Annotated in this window: 11 protein-coding genes and 3 pseudogenes; 6 read left to right on the top strand and 8 right to left on the bottom strand. The window is 35.5% G+C overall.

Features of this window, described 5'->3' with window-relative positions:
• From L1967_RS21125 to L1967_RS21115, 3 genes and pseudogenes are all read left to right on the top strand, one after another.
• Positions 1 to 229: pseudogene (locus L1967_RS21125) on the top strand (IS5/IS1182 family transposase); the annotation flags it as partial.
• A 33-nt stretch (positions 230 to 262) separates the two neighbouring features.
• Positions 263 to 1282: a zinc-binding alcohol dehydrogenase family protein gene (locus tag L1967_RS21120; protein ID WP_249603486.1), complete on the top strand. Its 1020-nt coding sequence runs from the start codon at positions 263 to 265 to the stop codon at positions 1280 to 1282.
• A 191-nt stretch (positions 1283 to 1473) separates the two neighbouring features.
• Positions 1474 to 1899 (top strand): hypothetical protein, encoded by a 426-nt coding sequence (locus L1967_RS21115; protein WP_249603485.1) that lies wholly within the window; start codon positions 1474 to 1476, stop codon positions 1897 to 1899.
• A 180-nt stretch (positions 1900 to 2079) separates the two neighbouring features.
• Here L1967_RS21115 and L1967_RS21110 read toward each other — a convergent pair whose 3' ends face one another.
• The 3 genes from L1967_RS21110 to L1967_RS21100 form a co-directional block, all read right to left on the bottom strand.
• Entirely contained in the window at positions 2080 to 3180 is a 1101-nt protein-coding gene (locus L1967_RS21110; RefSeq protein ID WP_249603484.1) for an alkene reductase, read from the bottom strand.
• A 281-nt stretch (positions 3181 to 3461) separates the two neighbouring features.
• Positions 3462 to 4034, bottom strand: coding sequence for a Crp/Fnr family transcriptional regulator (locus L1967_RS21105; RefSeq protein ID WP_249603483.1), 573 nt, complete (start codon positions 4032 to 4034; stop codon positions 3462 to 3464).
• A 502-nt stretch (positions 4035 to 4536) separates the two neighbouring features.
• A complete protein-coding gene (locus tag L1967_RS21100; RefSeq protein WP_249603482.1) occupies positions 4537 to 5952 on the bottom strand; it encodes a glycoside hydrolase family 30 protein in 1416 nt (471 codons plus the stop codon).
• A 243-nt stretch (positions 5953 to 6195) separates the two neighbouring features.
• On the opposite strand from L1967_RS21100, the gene L1967_RS21095 reads away from it, so the two are divergent.
• Together L1967_RS21095 and L1967_RS21090 are read left to right on the top strand one after the other, a co-directional pair.
• Positions 6196 to 7380: a pyridoxal phosphate-dependent aminotransferase gene (locus L1967_RS21095; RefSeq protein ID WP_249603481.1), complete on the top strand. Its 1185-nt coding sequence runs from the start codon at positions 6196 to 6198 to the stop codon at positions 7378 to 7380.
• A gap of 3 nt (positions 7381 to 7383) precedes the next feature.
• Positions 7384 to 8514, top strand: a complete 1131-nt coding sequence (locus tag L1967_RS21090; protein WP_249603480.1) for an AEC family transporter — start codon at positions 7384 to 7386, stop codon at positions 8512 to 8514.
• Between the two features lie 172 nt (positions 8515 to 8686).
• On the opposite strand, the gene L1967_RS21085 is transcribed toward L1967_RS21090, so the two are convergent.
• The 3 genes and pseudogenes from L1967_RS21085 to L1967_RS21075 all read right to left on the bottom strand — a co-directional run bounded on the left by L1967_RS21085 (position 8687) and on the right by L1967_RS21075 (position 13353).
• Positions 8687 to 10546, bottom strand: a complete 1860-nt coding sequence (locus L1967_RS21085) for a T9SS type B sorting domain-containing protein (protein WP_249603479.1) — start codon at positions 10544 to 10546, stop codon at positions 8687 to 8689.
• 35 nt (positions 10547 to 10581) lie between these two features.
• Positions 10582 to 11103: pseudogene (locus L1967_RS21080) on the bottom strand (DUF6155 family protein).
• 3 nt (positions 11104 to 11106) lie between these two features.
• Positions 11107 to 13353 (bottom strand): FUSC family protein, encoded by a 2247-nt coding sequence (locus L1967_RS21075; RefSeq protein WP_249603478.1) that lies wholly within the window; start codon positions 13351 to 13353, stop codon positions 11107 to 11109.
• 347 nt (positions 13354 to 13700) lie between these two features.
• Here L1967_RS21075 and L1967_RS21070 point away from each other — a divergent pair, with 347 nt between their 5' ends.
• Positions 13701 to 14696: an NADP-dependent oxidoreductase gene (locus L1967_RS21070; protein ID WP_249603477.1), complete on the top strand. Its 996-nt coding sequence runs from the start codon at positions 13701 to 13703 to the stop codon at positions 14694 to 14696.
• A 69-nt stretch (positions 14697 to 14765) separates the two neighbouring features.
• On the opposite strand, the gene L1967_RS21065 is transcribed toward L1967_RS21070, so the two are convergent.
• Together L1967_RS21065 and L1967_RS21060 are read right to left on the bottom strand one after the other, a co-directional pair.
• Positions 14766 to 15512, bottom strand: a complete 747-nt coding sequence (locus tag L1967_RS21065) for an SDR family oxidoreductase (RefSeq protein WP_249603476.1) — start codon at positions 15510 to 15512, stop codon at positions 14766 to 14768.
• A 447-nt stretch (positions 15513 to 15959) separates the two neighbouring features.
• Positions 15960 to 16071, bottom strand: a pseudogene (locus L1967_RS21060) (IS5 family transposase); the annotation flags it as partial.

Below are 16071 nucleotides of genomic sequence, written 5' to 3'. Positions count from 1 at the left end.
TATCTGCTTCAACAGACGCAACGGTGACAGGGACAGAGATGACTATTTTGACAAAGAACTTTATGACCAACGCTATGTCATCGAGCGTACCAATGCCTGGATGGACAGTTTCCGGTCGTTAGTAAACAGGTTTGATACTACCGTGGCAAGCTGGAAAGGGTTTAACTATCTTGCTTTTATTGTATTAGCCTTGAAAAAGTTCAAACCCTTCAAAAAGGAAAAAGTTTAAACGAGTTCATTAATTTCAGCAAAAAGAAAAATTATGAAAGCCATAGGAATAACAAAGTCTTTACCGGTAGACGATAAAAATTGTTTTATCTCTTTTGAAACCGAAAAGCCAATGCCAGAATCGAAGGACCTTCTGGTTAAAATCCACGCAGTCTCAGTAAATCCGGTAGATTATAAAGTTCGACAAAGTGCCGCTAAAGATAAGGAACTCGACGAACCAAAAATTTTAGGTTGGGATGCTGCCGGAGTTGTTGAAGCGGTAGGTAATGAAGTATCAAATTTTAAGGTTGGTGATGAAGTTTATTATTCTGGTGAATACGAAAGACCGGGTTGTAATGCCGAATTTCAGTTAATAGATGCTAGAATCGCAGGCCACAAACCTTCTAATTTGTCTTTTGAAGAAGCCGCGGCAATGCCGCTAACCGCCATTACGGCCTGGGAAGCTATTTTTGATCGTTTACGACTACAGAAAAATGGTGAAAACGCTAAGAAACTATTGATTATTGGTGGTGCCGGCGGTGTAGGTTCTATAGGAATTCAACTGGCCAAAAAATTAACCAACATTCAGGTTATTGCTACAGCTTCTAGAGAAGAGACGAGTGATTGGTGCAAAAAAATGGGTGCCGATGTCATTGTGAACCATCACGATTTAGAAAATGACCTGAAAAAGGCCAATATCGAAAATATAGATTATATCCTTAATTTTTTTGATACCGATATGCATTGGGAAGCTATGGCAAATCTTATTAAACCACAGGGTCATATTTGTTCTATTGTAGAAAATAAGAATCCACTAGACTTAAACAAATTAAAAAATAAAAGTGTGGCTTTCCATTGGGAATTCATGTTTACCCGTTCTCTTTTTAAAACGGAAGACATGATCGAACAACATAAAATTTTAGAAGAGTTACGATTACTTTTTGAAGAAGGGACCCTAAAATCGACGATAAACAATACTTTTGAAGGTTTAGATACTCAGGTATTTAGAGAAGTACACCAATTACAGGAAAGTGGTCAGTCTATTGGTAAAAATGTTATTAAATTTATAGCATAGCCTTCAAAAGAATAGCACAATAAAAAAGGATTTCAGCTTTGAAATCCTTTTTTTTATACTTTTTAAGATTTGGGTTAAATATTCCTTAAACTAGGTTTTTTGCATGAAATTAGAAGTTTCAATACATATTTTCGCGGCGAAAAATTAAGCTTAAAAAGAAAAAAGATAAACCCAAACTAACAAAAATTGCTATGACTCCTGAAACCCTAATTATTGCAACTTACATTTTAATTTTTCTATTTGTCTCATTCTTAATATTTAACCATTTATCGGATAAGCAAAAAACCCTAAAACCCAATAGGCGAACAACCATCGCAGATGAGTTTAAAGGCCAAAAAGTCCTTATTGATGGTGATTTATGTAAGGATAACAAACACGAAATAACAGAACAATTAAAGGCATGGAATGTAGAAGTTGAACCTAAAATGTCTACAGAAACGGGGATTTTAATCACAGGAAAGAATGCTGATGAACTGGTGATTGAAGAAGCTAAAACCTTTGGTACTAAAATCTATTCTGAAGAATCGTTTATGGCATTAAATAAAGCTCCGCATTATGTACTTAACAAAAATGCCAGACCATCAAAAAAACGGTCTACGGTAAAAGTGAAGAATTAAAGATTCTAGATTTAAGAAATAAAAAAGAGGCTGTCTAAAAACATCCAAAAACGTCATTCTGAACTTGTTTCAGAATCTCATCTCATTGATTTAAAAATCGTTATGAGAACCTGAAACAAGTTCAGGTTGACTAAAACTGAGTTTTTAGACGGCCTTTTTTTTAGGAAAACAGTTTGTTTTTTAATCTCTAGCTTTTACCGGATAATCTAAATACCCTTCTTTACCGGGAACATAAAAAGTGTCTTCGTCCCAATCTGTAAGTGCTATTTCTTTTTCAAATCGCTCTACAAGATCTGGATTAGAAATATATGGTTTTCCGTAGGCTACTAAATCGGCATTCCCTTCTTCAATAACTTTATTTCCTTTTTCCTGATCGAAATTTGAGTTGATCATCAAAGTTCCTTTATATAATGGTCGATAATGCTTTGCGATTTCAGAAACAGCAAATTTATTATCAGAAACATCGGTAAAAGGTTCAGATAAGTGCACATAAGCTAAATCATAATCGTTTAACTTATTTACGATATAATCGAATGTTGGGATGGTCTCTTCATCCATGGTTATTCCAAATGGTCCGTCTAAGGAAGGATTTAATCGCAATCCTATTTGCTGCTCTGGCATCACTTCTTTAATCGCAACGATCACTTCAAAAAGAATTTTAGCACGATTTTCTATAGTACCGCCATATTCATCGGTTCTGGTATTTGAAGTTCCGTTAAAAAATTGGTGTAAAAGATACCCGTTAGAAGAATGTATTTCTATACCATCAAAACCCGCTTCCATTGCATTTTTAGCGCCGTTTTTAAAATCTTCTATGGTTTTCTTAATGTCAGCAATTGTCATTTCTTTTGGAGTCACGGTATCTTTAAAACCCTGCGGAGTATAAGACTGTGCGTTCGGATTGATTGCTGAAGGTGCCAAAGGCTTTTCTCCGTTATGAAAATCTGGATGTGACATTCTCCCTACATGCCATAACTGAATAAAAATTCGGCCATCTTTATCGTGTACCTTTTTGGTTACTTTTTTCCAACCTTCAATTTGTGCAGGTTTATAAATCCCAGGAACGTTTACATAGCCAATCGCATCGTCACTTATGGGAGAACCTTCTGTAATGATTAACCCGGCTGAAGCTCTTAGGGCATAATATTCTGCTTCAAAATCTTCGCGTGGTGCATTTTCAGGATTATCAGCGCGACTACGCGTCATTGGTGCCATCACTACGCGGTTAGGTAATTTTAATCCGTTTAAATTATATTCGGTTAAAAGCGGTTGTTTACTCATAATTTTTCATTTTCTTTTAAAGTAAAGTACCTCAGGATAAGTCCGTGAGACATTTTTTTCGGAAATCATTTTTATTTCGAGGCATCCCAATAGCTTTCGGGATTGGAGCACTTAATTTCTATTATCCAGTAAAAAGGCTTTAAAAAAACGATTTTGAATACGTTTTATAAAGCCTCTCCACTTTTCATTTAGCAATTTTTTTCCCTTCACGGCAAATTTAATGGATAATGCTGTAATAAGAGATTGATGTATGTTAGCTTACCTTGTTAAAAATTGTTAAGCTAGATTAGCTCTTTTCGTATTCTACTCAAACTCTCTGGCTTAATCCCCAAATAATTTGCGATGTGATAATTTGCGATTCGGTTTTGAAGTTCGGGGAAGCGATCATAAAATTCAACATAACGTTCTTTGCTACTTTTTTGCAGACTTGACATAATTCGGCCCCGCAATGCGATAAAAGAATTCATCACCTTAATTCTAAAAAAGCGTTCAAATTTTGGGATCCTTCGGTATAACTCTTCCTGCGCATCACGATGAATGGCCAAAAGCTCACAATCTTCCAGACATTCTACATTTAATCTTGCCGGAATCCCCCCGTTTAAAGCTTCGTAATCGCTAATCCACCAATCTTCCATGGCAAACTGTAAGTTGGCTTCGTTTTCCTGATCATCCCGATAAAAAGCCCTTAAACAACCTTTTACCACAAAAAAATTATGATGCACCAATTCGTCACTTTTAATTAAATATTCTTTTTTGGATAATTTCACCGGACTCAAAATGCTTAGGAATTCAGCTTTTTCCTCTTCGTCGAGATCGATTATTTTAGAAACGTGGTCTAGAATTTTTTGATGCATAAATATGGAAGCTTTAAAACGCTTAATATAGTCGTTTTTAAATTTTAAATCTTACGCTCTTTTTGATATTGAATTGCTATAAATTAGAGTATAGAAAATAGACATTTAGAGAATAGACGTAGGAAGCAAGATTCAAGACCCAGGAAGCAGGACTATTAATTTTGAATTTTAAATGATGAATTTTGAATTACTGTAAAATGTATACAGTAAATTGTATAATGAAAACAGGTTTCTCATTCCATTTAAGGCAAAATTGGAATTTGAGACCATAAATCTTGAATTCTAAAGTGTATCATCTCGACCGAAGCGGAGAGATCTTTTTCTGATGGAAGTTAGAATATAGAGAAGAAGAGAAAATAGATTAGAGTAGCAAGAGCCAGGAAGCAGTACTGTTTATTTTGGATGACTGTAACTGAAAAAAGACTTAGCGATACAACAACTTTTTAACCTTGAACTTTTAAATTTTGAACATCTATCTTGATTGAGGTTCCCTTAAATATGCTTATTTTCTAAAAATAAAAGTGGTTAAAGATAAGGCAGGAGCTTTAATGCCATCCATAGAAAAACCTGAAGCATCTAAAGCTTTACAATCTTCGTTCTTACTGGTTCTAAAAACTTCAGCCAAAGAATAGGTATCCATTTTATCAAATTTCAGCTTAAATTTTTTATCCCTTCCGGTTTCTTTATTCAACAAAATACTCACTACTTCATCACCGTTTGGGCTTATGGCAGCAAGCACCTCTTTATGATCGGTATCAATAATCTGGTACCCCTGTTTTATAAATCTGGTGACTTGCATTCTCACATAAAGATTTTTTACAATTTCAAATTCTTCAGAATTAAAATCGGCTTTCATCTGGCACCAGGTCGCATTATGTTCCTCCATAAGCTGCCAGTCGAGCCAGGCATCGGGTTTCATTATTTTTAGGTCGTTAAACATTTTCTGAGCCAAAGCCAAATTGTTTTCTAAAGCATTTTTGTACTTCCCGCCAGAAGGTCCGGTTTCAGATTGCCAAAATGGCTTTTGTAAACTATCCACCCATTTTTTTACTGCTCGGCGCTGCTTATTGGTCCCGGCATACGTATGGGTATTTATCTGGCCAATCCAATTAAACACTTCTCCTTGATTTTTATAGGCCTCTAAAACTTTTAAAGTAGCTTCAAGATTAGTTTCATCGGGTGCCGCAATTATGGTTTTAAGACCGGTTTTCTTTAATCTGGGATACAATATTTTTAAAACTTCAATCTGACTTTCGGCATCAAAATGACATCCTTCCTGACTTCCCTTATAATACCAATAGGATGAAGTAGATTCGTTAAAAGGCTCCAGCGTTTTAAAATCTATATCATATTTTGTTTTATAATGTTGCACAACCTCTAGCAGGTAATCTGTAAATGCGGCGTATTGTGAAGGGTCTAGATTATCTTCATCTGCTTTAAAAAATCCTGCGGAACATTTACTTTTTGTCATCCAATAAGGAGCCGAGTTGGAAAAAGCTTCAAAAACGGCATCTGGGCGGGATTTTTTAATTTTAAGTAGGATGTTACGCTGCCCGGCATCTGCATTCCAATTATAAGGTTTATCTGGCCCGTCTTTATAACCTTCCATTTCTGCTCTGGTACCTTTTCCTTTCGCCATGTGACCTCCGGCGTGCTCAGGATCGTCCCCACCACCAATATTAAACCTAAAAATGTTCATGTTTAAAAGATCTGGCGAAGTAATGATATGTACAATACTATCTACTTTTTTATCATTCCAGGTCCCTACTTCACTCGCCCACCAGCATAAAGAACTTCCCCAACCTTCTATAGTTTGATATTTATTTTCGGTATTAATATGTATTTCAACTGGACCTTGAGCAAAGGTTACAGTACTAAAAACAAAGGCTAAAAAACTAACAAAAAATTGATATGACATTTTCATATTATGGGATAAGCAGGCAAAAATAAAATTAATTTATAAATGTAAATAATACAATTATGTTTTTCTCAAGAGATTACATCTTCTAGCATGTTTAATTTATACTTTTTTGAGTTATCTTAAAAAAAGGTAAAAAAATTATGAATTTAGAATTACACCTGCTTCATTTTTAATGTTTTATCATTGCTTAATATTGTGTTAATCTTTATTTTTAAATCATAACGCAAACACCACTTATTTATGAGTTTAAATAGAAGAGAATGGCTAAAAAGAGGCGCATTAGCAATGGGAGCTGTTGCTGTGGCGCCCTCAGATCTTTGGGCAAAATCTGTTGCAGAAGCACAATCCAAAAACAATAAGTTTTTATTTAATTATAGTAATTCATTTGATGAATATACTCCACCAAAATTTCCTGATTTAAAAAACGTAAAAGCGAGATTGGTTTGGAATGAAAATCCGCATGGACCATCAAAAATGGCTGCGGAAGCTTTTCAAAAAGCGGTTATGGAAGGGAATCATTATTCCTGGGGTTCTTTAGGAGAATTAGTGAGTCAGATTTCAGAATATGAGGGTGTGGAACCCTATAATGTGATGATGGGGCCCGGATCCTCTGATTTACTTGAAAAAACAGCATTGGTGAAATTTCAGCATGGCGGAAATGTTGTTAGTGGCGATCCTAGTTATATGTCCCTAGTTAGCGTCGCTAAAGCTGCCGGTGGAAATTGGAAAGCGGTGAAATTAACCGATGATTACCAGCACGATTTAAAAGCGATGGAAGAAGCTATAGATAAGGACACTAAGCTGGTTTATATCACCAACCCTAATAATCCAACCGCTACGATGACTGATACTGAAAATCTTAAAGATTTTTGCAAGCGCGTTTCTAAAAAAGTACCAGTATTTATCGATGAAGCTTATATCGAACTTTCTCCTGAGGGTATGAACGCGAGTATGGCTCCACTTGTTGCTGAGGGTTACGATATTTATGTTGCCAGAACATTTTCTAAAATCCATGGTATGGCCGGTTTAAGAGTTGGCTATATGCTGGGAAATAAAAAATCCCTTGAAGAGATAAACGATATCACCCGTGGTGGAATGGGAATTACGGGGCCTAGTATCGCAGCGGCCTCGGCAAGTATGAAAGATGAAGCTTATCTAAAGAATTGTAAAGCTAAGATTGAAGAAGCTAGAAACTATACCATCACGTATCTTAAAAGCCGCGGAATGGATTATATGCCATCGAATACCAACTTTGTCATTTTTCCTATAGCTATGGACGGCGATGAATTCCTGGAAAAGATCTATGAAAAGAAAGTTGTGGTTCGTGCCTTTAAGTTTTGGGATCAGGACTGGTGCCGTGTAAGTATGGGGACCATGAAAGAAATGAAATATTTTACTGACGCAATTGATGAAATTCTGGTTTAATTTATGGATGTAAGCCTACAAAAAACTATAACTTTTATTCTCTTTATCGGGATAGGATTACTTTTAAAAATTAAATTTAGTACTAAAGCTGAGGTTGTTGGGATAAAAAAGATTATTCTTAACCTTGCATTACCCGCAACTATTTTTATCGCGTTATTAGGTATAAAAGTAGAGGCAGATTTATTATTACTACCACTACTGGCTTTATTATTAAATGCACTTTTATTTTTTGTATTTCCTTTATTACTTCCCATATTAGGTATAGAAAAAGAGACCTCTAATTATCGCACTGCTAAAATGCTAATCCCCTCTTTAGCACCAGGGCTTTCCTGTTTTCCGTTTGTGCTGGAATATCTGGGAGATTCTTATTTAGCTAAAGCGGCAATGGCCGATCTTGGAAATAAAGTTTTTGTATTAATGATACTCTATGTCGTCGCTATGAACTGGCATTATAAAGTGCAAAAGAAAAAGGCCCAATCGGGTACAGCTAAGCTTAAATCTTTAGGGATCGCAATGATTTCTGAACCGGTAAATGTATTCATAGCTGCTGCTTTATTGCTCGTTGGTTTTGGAATTAATATGAACTCGCTTCCTTTTTTTGCCAATGAAACCTTAAGCAGATTGAGTTTATTAATGACTCCTTTGGTTCTATTATACATTGGCTTGGCGGTAAATATTAAAAAAAATCAGCTCCTCCAGATTTTAGGGATCTTAATGCTTAGGGCAGGATTTGTTATACTATTAACGGGTTTATTGATTATACTTATCGGTATCTCCGTTAAAAGTGATATGTTATTAATGCTTGCTTTTGGCTTAAGTGCCTGTAGTTTTTGGCCTTTCGCTCATATTTCAGCCGTAGATGCAGCAGAAGCTAAGGAAGAGCATAAAACCTTTAATCCCAATTTTGCCATTAGTATTTTGGCTTTGTCCTTTCCTTTATCTACCATTCTTATTCTTGGTATTTTATCTAGTGGAAATATCTTTGCTGAAATAACAAATATCTTCTTTTTAGGCGGGTTTTTAACGATCATCGGTTTCGGTTTACCATTCTTTCTTCATAAAAAAGGAATAGCAACTGAAAAAGATGAAATTATCAATAAAAATATGGAGATTTCAACAGGGGAAACTTCATAACTTTTAACCAACCAATCTATTTGAGAAAAAGACAGTCATAATTGGCTGTCTTTTTTGATTGGTCACATCTCTAAAAAGATTTGCTGTTCTCTACAATAAAAATGGACCTAAAAACCTCGAATTTCAATAATCATAAAAACCTATTTTTCAATATTATCCAAAGTAATTTATATTACCTAAGTAACGAAAAGTGACCTTTTATTTCTTCAAAATTTACAATTAAAATCCTGTACCAATATTCACCTGCTGGCAATTGTTTTCCGTTAAAACTTCCATCCCATTCAAATCCTGATCCCTTTCCGGTGGTAATTAATGTTCCGTATCTATCGAAGATCGCGATGATGGAACTTGCAAAATATTCAACACCGTTTAGATTAAAATAGTCATTATAACCGTCACCATTTGGTGTAATAACTTTTGGGACAACAATATGCGGAAACTCTAAGCTTACCATTTTACAATTAGCTAAATCTCGCATAAAAGCAGTATAAATACCACCATCAATATTTTGAAATGTATTTGATTGCTGAAAATTGATTCCGTCTAAACTATATTCAAATTCGCCTTCATTTTGCGGTATGATACTGATCTTACGGTCATCGGATGTTACTTCTGCAATCTGGGCATCATCAACCAGATATACCTCAAAAGTTTTGGTGCTGGAGCAGGATTCAGGAGTACTAATTTCTACATTATATATACCCGGGCTATCGATTACAATCTGAGCGCTCGTTTCACCTGTACTCCAATTATAGCTATGATTAGCCATTTCAGCATCTAAAATTAAAGTAGCATTCGGGCAAATTTGTAAAATTTCATTTTTTACAACCGGAGCTTTGTTAATAGTTAAGTTCACTGCTGTGCGCTTACTTACTTCACAGGAATAATCTTTATAAAAAGCTTCAGCGTAATACGTTCCTGCTTTTTCCGGCTGAAAAGAAGCGCCTTCGGCTAATCTATTTCCACCGGTTTCAGTATCATACCAAGCGATTTGCTGTTCACCGGTTGCACTAACCAATAAAGTTGCCGGCCCCAGGTTATCACACCAATTTACGTCTCCGGCAGAAACTGGAGCCGTAGGGCTTTCTATAAAAAGAATACTAAATTCATCTGAAGCAGAGCTACAGTATGCATTATATAAATTCACACTGTCTTCAGCTACTTTTACCCTGTAGTATGTGGTTTTGGTGATATTGGAAGCGGTATATTGTTGACTTGTCGCTCCCGGAATATCTTTAAAATCCTCCCCTTCTAATCTGGATTGCCACTGGTAAAAATGATCCTGATACACTGCATTATCTGGAGTTGCGGTTAAAGTATACGTACCGGGAGCATTTTCTTCACAGAGTGCAATTTCTGTAGTTTCGGTATCAGGACTTTCAATAATCGTTAAGTCGCCACAGGATCTAAAGATAATGTCGTCTATAGCGAGATCGTTTCCACATCCTCCTTCCCCATTATTATAAATTTTAAGGTTCACTGTTTCCTGCCCGGGTTCTGTTTGAAAAGTTAAACCGTATTGGTCCCATTGCGGACTGGTAGTGGAATGAATATCGCCGGTATCTCCGCTATTAATCAATTGGGTATTGGTTTTATCCCAAATTTCAAATCTTACATTGATTGGAATTCCTCCATTTCCGCAAATATTACTGGATCGATCGTAAATATTCATTAAAAATGCAGAAAATTCATAGGTGGTGTTTTCACATAGATTCGGAATCTCAATTTCAAAGAATAAGCCTGCGGTATAACTTGCATTTACAATCATGGCATTTCCATTAGATATTGTGGTTTGTGGAAAATAGTTATGCCAGGGCAAATTTTGACTACCCAAATCTGAAGAAACCGTATAATATCCATCCTCAGGAGTATTGGAAACTAAACTATAACTGGTGTATTCTTGAAATGATGCTCCAGATCCCGAAAAGTCAAATTGAAAAATAGGATCGCCTTTACTTCCCCCGCAAAATCCCAATTGCCCCATAGCGGGAATAGCGAAAATAAGAAATAAGAGAGTGATTATTAGCTTCATATCAAATCTATGAAACCAAAAATAATGTATACTTGTTAAATTAAGTTAAACTGCGAAGATATTTTTAAAAACAAATAGTTGTTTGGCCAATCCTGATGCTCTGTATGAATGGCAATTTTAATAATCCGTTTTTCAAACTCACTTGTAATACCGTTTTGTAAAATATACTTTACGGCTTATTCATAAGATTTATACATCGATTTATAGAAAGCCTCTTTGATACTTGAGCGATCCTCAGCAAAAGTCTGGGCAATTTCGATATTATAAAGCATCAAATCTGCCGTTTTTATAGGGTCTACCCCTAATTTTATAAAATGCTTGATAAATTTTTGCGCTACAGAACGACGTGCTTTAGGTCGCTTTCTTCTGTTTTCTGGAAAATATTCCCGACTGATTTTAATCTTGGCGTTTTCAATAAGCTTTCTTTCGTTAGGATTAAAAACAAAATTATAAAATACCTTTACTTCATCTAAACGTTCGTATAAATCGATAATTTGTTCTTCCAGGTCTTCTTTATCAAGTTCTTTCAGATATTTTTTAAGGGCTCGTTTACTCATTTTTTAGATTGAAGTGGTTTTAAAAACCGTTTTTCTGATGTTTTTAGAAATATCCAGCAGCCATTGTAACTGATTAGTAATTAGCTGTGCTTCCTGAAGCTGTAAGCGCATATCATGATCTGCCAGTTCTTTCCCGTCAGCAATTTCCTGATTTCTTATTTTTACTAATTCTTCATATTTTTCATCCAATCTGGATTTTGCCTCTTTCAGTAATTCCACATTGGTTTTCTTTTGTTTTGCCTGGGCTAGTAAGCCTTCTTCTGCATTATTTAAACTATGCAAGATCTGTTTTACAAAAACCTCAAAATCCTTAGAAGCTTCAGTGGTATTGTGATTTCGTATATAGGTACCCATAGATGCCAACGCAGATAAAAAAGTTTGATTTAAGCTTACCAATCGATAAATTAAGCCAAGGTCTTTTTGTTTCGATTTGGGTTCCTGTGTCATTCGCTGAAAGGCTGCACTAAGGTTTCCCATCTCAAGAAAAGCTTTTTTTCTGGAGAGTTTATAACTTGTAGGAAGCTCTCCTTTTTTGTGATAAAACTTATCTATTTCCAGAAAATACTCACGATTCGCAGCAATGCTGGTTGCGATAACATTCTTGATATTTTCTGCTTCCCACGCGGGCCATAAAAAAAGATTCCCTAAACCGGCCAATATCGCTCCCACAAAAGTATCGATAATTCTATACTCAATTACCTTAATTACATCGGGTTTTAACAACGCATAAATAAAAATAATACTAAGGGTAATAAACACCGCAGCAGTTGTATAATTTCTTTGAATTAATGAAAACGCCATGGTTAAGGATAATAAACCTAAAGCACCATACACATAGGTATTTTGAGTAATAAAAACGATGATGATCGCAATTACACCACCAATTAACGTACCTATAATCCGTTCTTTTGTCCGCGATTTTGTGAGTCCGTAATTCGGCCGCATAATCACAACAATGGTTAAAAGTATCCAGTATGCATTTTGTATAGAAAAGAAGGCACCTATAGAAAAACCAACTAAAACCACCATGGCCAGTCTTAAAGCATGTCGAAAAATAGGAGATACAAAATTGAAATTTTCCTGTAGGGTTTTAAATGAATATTCCTGCGGAGTGATAAACTTTACCACTTCTTTATGCTTCATAAAAATGGCATTTCCCTGCTTTAGATTATTTACGACCCCATAAATGGTATTAATCTTATGAGACTGCCTTTCCTGATAATCAAAGAGGTTATGCAGCATTAAAATATGCTCCCGTTTTTGGGTAATATCAATCTGATCGCGATAGCGATTTACGGCCTCACGGGATTTTTCTATATATTCTGAAATTTTATTTTCAGGAACAGGTCTTTTACTTTCTATAGATTTTGATACTTCTAAAAGCTGAAGTCCCAAATAATGAGTGACATCACTAAAAATTTTTAAAAACTCCTTATCGTCTTTAAATAGAAAATCCATGCGTTTATAATTAACAGGATTTGCCATTCCCAATTCAAGAATATCTACCAGTTCTATAAAAACCAATAAACGCTTACGTGCATAATTAGAATTCCCTGATAATTTTCTAGAACTTATTAAAACTTCCCGTAAACTCTCGTGCTTTTGGTTAAGTTCATTTTGCAGATCAAAAAGTTGTTGTTGCAAATCGTCCCTTCTTTCAATGTTAAGGATCAGTTGAGAACGAACTTGTAAATATTCTCCTGTAAGTGCTAGGCACTGCGCTAGTAACTGTTCGGTTTCATGTTTGGGATTTATAAAGTGCCACAGTAAACTTAGCGACAAGTACCATAACCCTCCACCCGAAATTAATAGCGCATGTTGCCAAAGCGGCATAGAGGTATCTACATTGGCAAAACTAAGCACCACAGCCATTAATCCGGCAAAAGCTACCATCGAGGCTCTAAACCCGTAAACCGCAAGATATGAAATTGCAAAGACCATAATCCCTACCACGGGTATGGTAACATAAATATTACTGGAGGAATAGCCTATTATCAGCGAAGTAAGTCCTGAGAGAAAAGCTGCTGTAACAACCCCCACAATTTTATGTTTTAGTGTCCCAATGGTATCACTAGGTGCCGTAAGTAAACAACCTACTGCTAAAGGAACTCCTATTTTAGATAATCCCAGTGCATTAAAAATCGCGATTGCAGAGCCAATACTAATAGTTAAAATTACAGCTTTTGTGAAATCTGTGCTGCGTAAAAACTTTAAAATGGAATACAAAAACTCAGAAAGTTGTTTTATCAATGCGCCTTTTTTAGGTGATTAGTTTGTTGGACTACAAAGTTATCAAATTAACTTTTGTAAATGTTAAATAGAAATTAAAGCCCATAGTTTTAATCTATAAAAAAAATTACGTTTTTGATCATTCCAAACCTCGCGATAAAAGTATGTCCTCCTTCCCATTCTTCCATGTCGTTGTGTATCATAATTGAGGATAACATGCGGAATATATTACCATGACTACCTAAAAAAGATGATCCTAATTTTTAAAAAATCTTTAAAATTATAGTGAATTTTGATATTAAGGATAAATTATGACTTGCTTTTTGGTGATTATTTGAGATTCATTTAATTTCAAAAAAAATGATATTATGAATAAGGTTATCACATTAAAAGAACGTCCTTCAGGCAAACCTGAAGAGAAAAATTTTGAATTTAAAGAAGAAGAAAAACCAGCGCTGCAAGATGGCGAAATTCTATTAGCTTCTAAATACATTTCCGTAGATCCTTATTTACGGGGAAGAATGCGCGATGAAGATTCGTACATAACACCATTTAAATTAAATGAGCCATTGTCTTCTATGGTTGTAGCTGAAATAATTGAATCTAAAAATGACGAATTTCAGGAAGGGGATCATGTAAGTGGTATGTTACAATGGAAACAACTTCAAAAACATACGGGGGAAGGATTAAATAAAATCACTAACAAAAAAGTACCTCTTTCGGCTTATTTGGGCGTTTTGGGACTCACCGGATTAACAGCCTACCTGGCTTTAGAGAATATTGGAAAGTTAAAAGAAGGAGAAACTTTACTGGTTTCTGGAGCTGCAGGAGCAGTAGGTAGTATTGTTGGCCAGATTGGAAAAATTAAAGGTTGCCGAGTGGTAGGAATCGCCGGGACTGATGAAAAAATAGATCATATAAAAAACGATTTCGGATTTGACGCGGGTATCAATTATAAGACCACTGAAAATATGGCTAAAGCTATTGCAGAAAATTGCCCAGATGGTGTGGATGTTTATTTTGATAATGTAGGTGGTGAAATTTTAGATGCGGCGATGCAAAACATTAATGATTTTGCCAGAATCATTAATTGCGGAGCCATTTCTATATACAACAAAGAGGAAGTGCCAAAAGGAATGCGTTTAGAAGGCATTATGGTAAAGAAACGTGCATTAATGCAGGGATTTATCGTTAGAGATCATGCCGATGAATTTCAGGAAGCGATTAAACAATTAGGAAGCTGGCTTGCAGATGATAAGTTGAAATTTGACGAAACCAAACGTGAAGGATTTGAAAATGTGCCAAAAGCTTTTATCGAGATTTTTGAAGGAAAAAATACCGGTAAAATGCTGGTTGAAGTTTAAATATAGAAGATGTAATCATAAAAAAAACCTCCGAAAATCGGAGGTTTTTTTTTGACTATCTTTAGTTCTTTATTGTTGTTGCTGAGTTGGCATTACATAAACCTCATTAATATTTGCTCTTCCGGGTTGGGAAAGTGCATAATAAATAGCTTCAGCAATATCTTCAGACTCTAAAGGAGTTAATTCTTGTAAACTAGAAACAAAATCCTTCTTAACTTCTTCATCGGTAATCGTATCGGTTAATTCGGTATCTACAGCTCCGGGTTCGATAGACGTTGCTTTTATTCCGAAGTTAGGCGCCAATTCCATTCTAAGACCTTCTGTAAACATTTTTACCGCCGCTTTTGTTGCACAGTAAACCGCACCACCAGGATAAATTTTATTTCCGGCCGAAGATGAAATATTTATAATATGACCTGATTTTTGTTCTTTCATGGTTGGTAAAACTGCCGCAACTCCGTTTAGTACACCTTTAATATTTACATCTACCATGGTGTCCCACTCATCGGTATGTAGATTTTTTACATAAGAAAGTGGCATTAATCCGGCATTATTGACCAATGCATCAATACTCCCGAATTTACTTTTGGTTTCACTAACTATTTTTTCAAAATCTTCTTTTTTAGTAACATCGGCAGTTACCACCAGTGCCTTACCTCCATCTTTTTCAATGGCTTCTTTTAAAGATTTTAGCCGATCTTCCCTTCTAGCCGAAATCACAACATTAGCACCTTCTTTGGCTAATTTTTTGGCGGTAGCTTCTCCTATTCCACTCGAAGCTCCGGTAATAATCACTGTTTTTCCTTCAATTTTCATAACACTATTTTTTGTTCACATTGAATATAAGAACAACCATTCTTAAGCGCAAAAATGGCTTTTATTTTTAGCGGACATTTAACGCTGCAAAACTGATCTTGTTAAGAATTTAAATGTTGTTGAAGATCATTTTCTTTACTCGATAATCGAGATTGGAATGCCTGATGGTGTTGCCCTAAGGTAGTTTATTTCAGTCTAAAAACTACTCCGAAAAATCCAGATATTCTTTAATTTCAGTAACTGTTTTTCTGGCAGATCGTCCAACACCAATTAAAGTTGCAGAGGCAAAACCCGTCCATTGCCCAAAACCTACCAGCCACAGGCCACTACAATCCTTAGCTGCGGTACCATTCGTAGCGATTTCTCCGTTTTCCTGAATTTCGGTAATGTTTTTTAGATAATCTGTAGCGTAACCAAATCCTGTGCACCAAATTATACTGAACTCGTTTAAACTTTTTCCTTTTTGAAGGGTTTGAACTTTTTCAAGGCTAATACAATAAAAGCAAGATAGTTAAACCCTTTCCAGCTTGCCACGGTAGTATCAAACCTGTTTAGTAAC

Origin of the sequence: Zunongwangia pacifica, assembly GCF_023499215.1 — a bacterium.
Classification (GTDB): domain Bacteria; phylum Bacteroidota; class Bacteroidia; order Flavobacteriales; family Flavobacteriaceae; genus Zunongwangia; species Zunongwangia pacifica.
The sequence above is the reverse complement of the archived record's forward strand: the minus strand, read 5'-3'. Positions and strand labels throughout refer to the sequence as shown.

What these genes read in the sequence shown, in the direction of transcription:
- L1967_RS21120 (WP_249603486.1), top strand. Translation starts at nt 263, where the DNA reads ATGAAAGCCATAGGAATAACAAAGTCTTTACCGGTAGACGATAAAAAT.
- L1967_RS21115 (WP_249603485.1), top strand. Translation starts at nt 1,474, where the DNA reads ATGACTCCTGAAACCCTAATTATTGCAACTTACATTTTAATTTTTCTA.
- L1967_RS21110 (WP_249603484.1), bottom strand. Translation starts at nt 3,180, where the DNA reads ATGAGTAAACAACCGCTTTTAACCGAATATAATTTAAACGGATTAAAA.
- L1967_RS21105 (WP_249603483.1), bottom strand. Translation starts at nt 4,034, where the DNA reads ATGCATCAAAAAATTCTAGACCACGTTTCTAAAATAATCGATCTCGAC.
- L1967_RS21100 (WP_249603482.1), bottom strand. Translation starts at nt 5,952, where the DNA reads ATGTCATATCAATTTTTTGTTAGTTTTTTAGCCTTTGTTTTTAGTACT.
- L1967_RS21095 (WP_249603481.1), top strand. Translation starts at nt 6,196, where the DNA reads ATGAGTTTAAATAGAAGAGAATGGCTAAAAAGAGGCGCATTAGCAATG.
- L1967_RS21090 (WP_249603480.1), top strand. Translation starts at nt 7,384, where the DNA reads ATGGATGTAAGCCTACAAAAAACTATAACTTTTATTCTCTTTATCGGG.
- L1967_RS21085 (WP_249603479.1), bottom strand. Translation starts at nt 10,546, where the DNA reads ATGAAGCTAATAATCACTCTCTTATTTCTTATTTTCGCTATTCCCGCT.
- L1967_RS21070 (WP_249603477.1), top strand. Translation starts at nt 13,701, where the DNA reads ATGAATAAGGTTATCACATTAAAAGAACGTCCTTCAGGCAAACCTGAA.
- L1967_RS21065 (WP_249603476.1), bottom strand. Translation starts at nt 15,512, where the DNA reads ATGAAAATTGAAGGAAAAACAGTGATTATTACCGGAGCTTCGAGTGGA.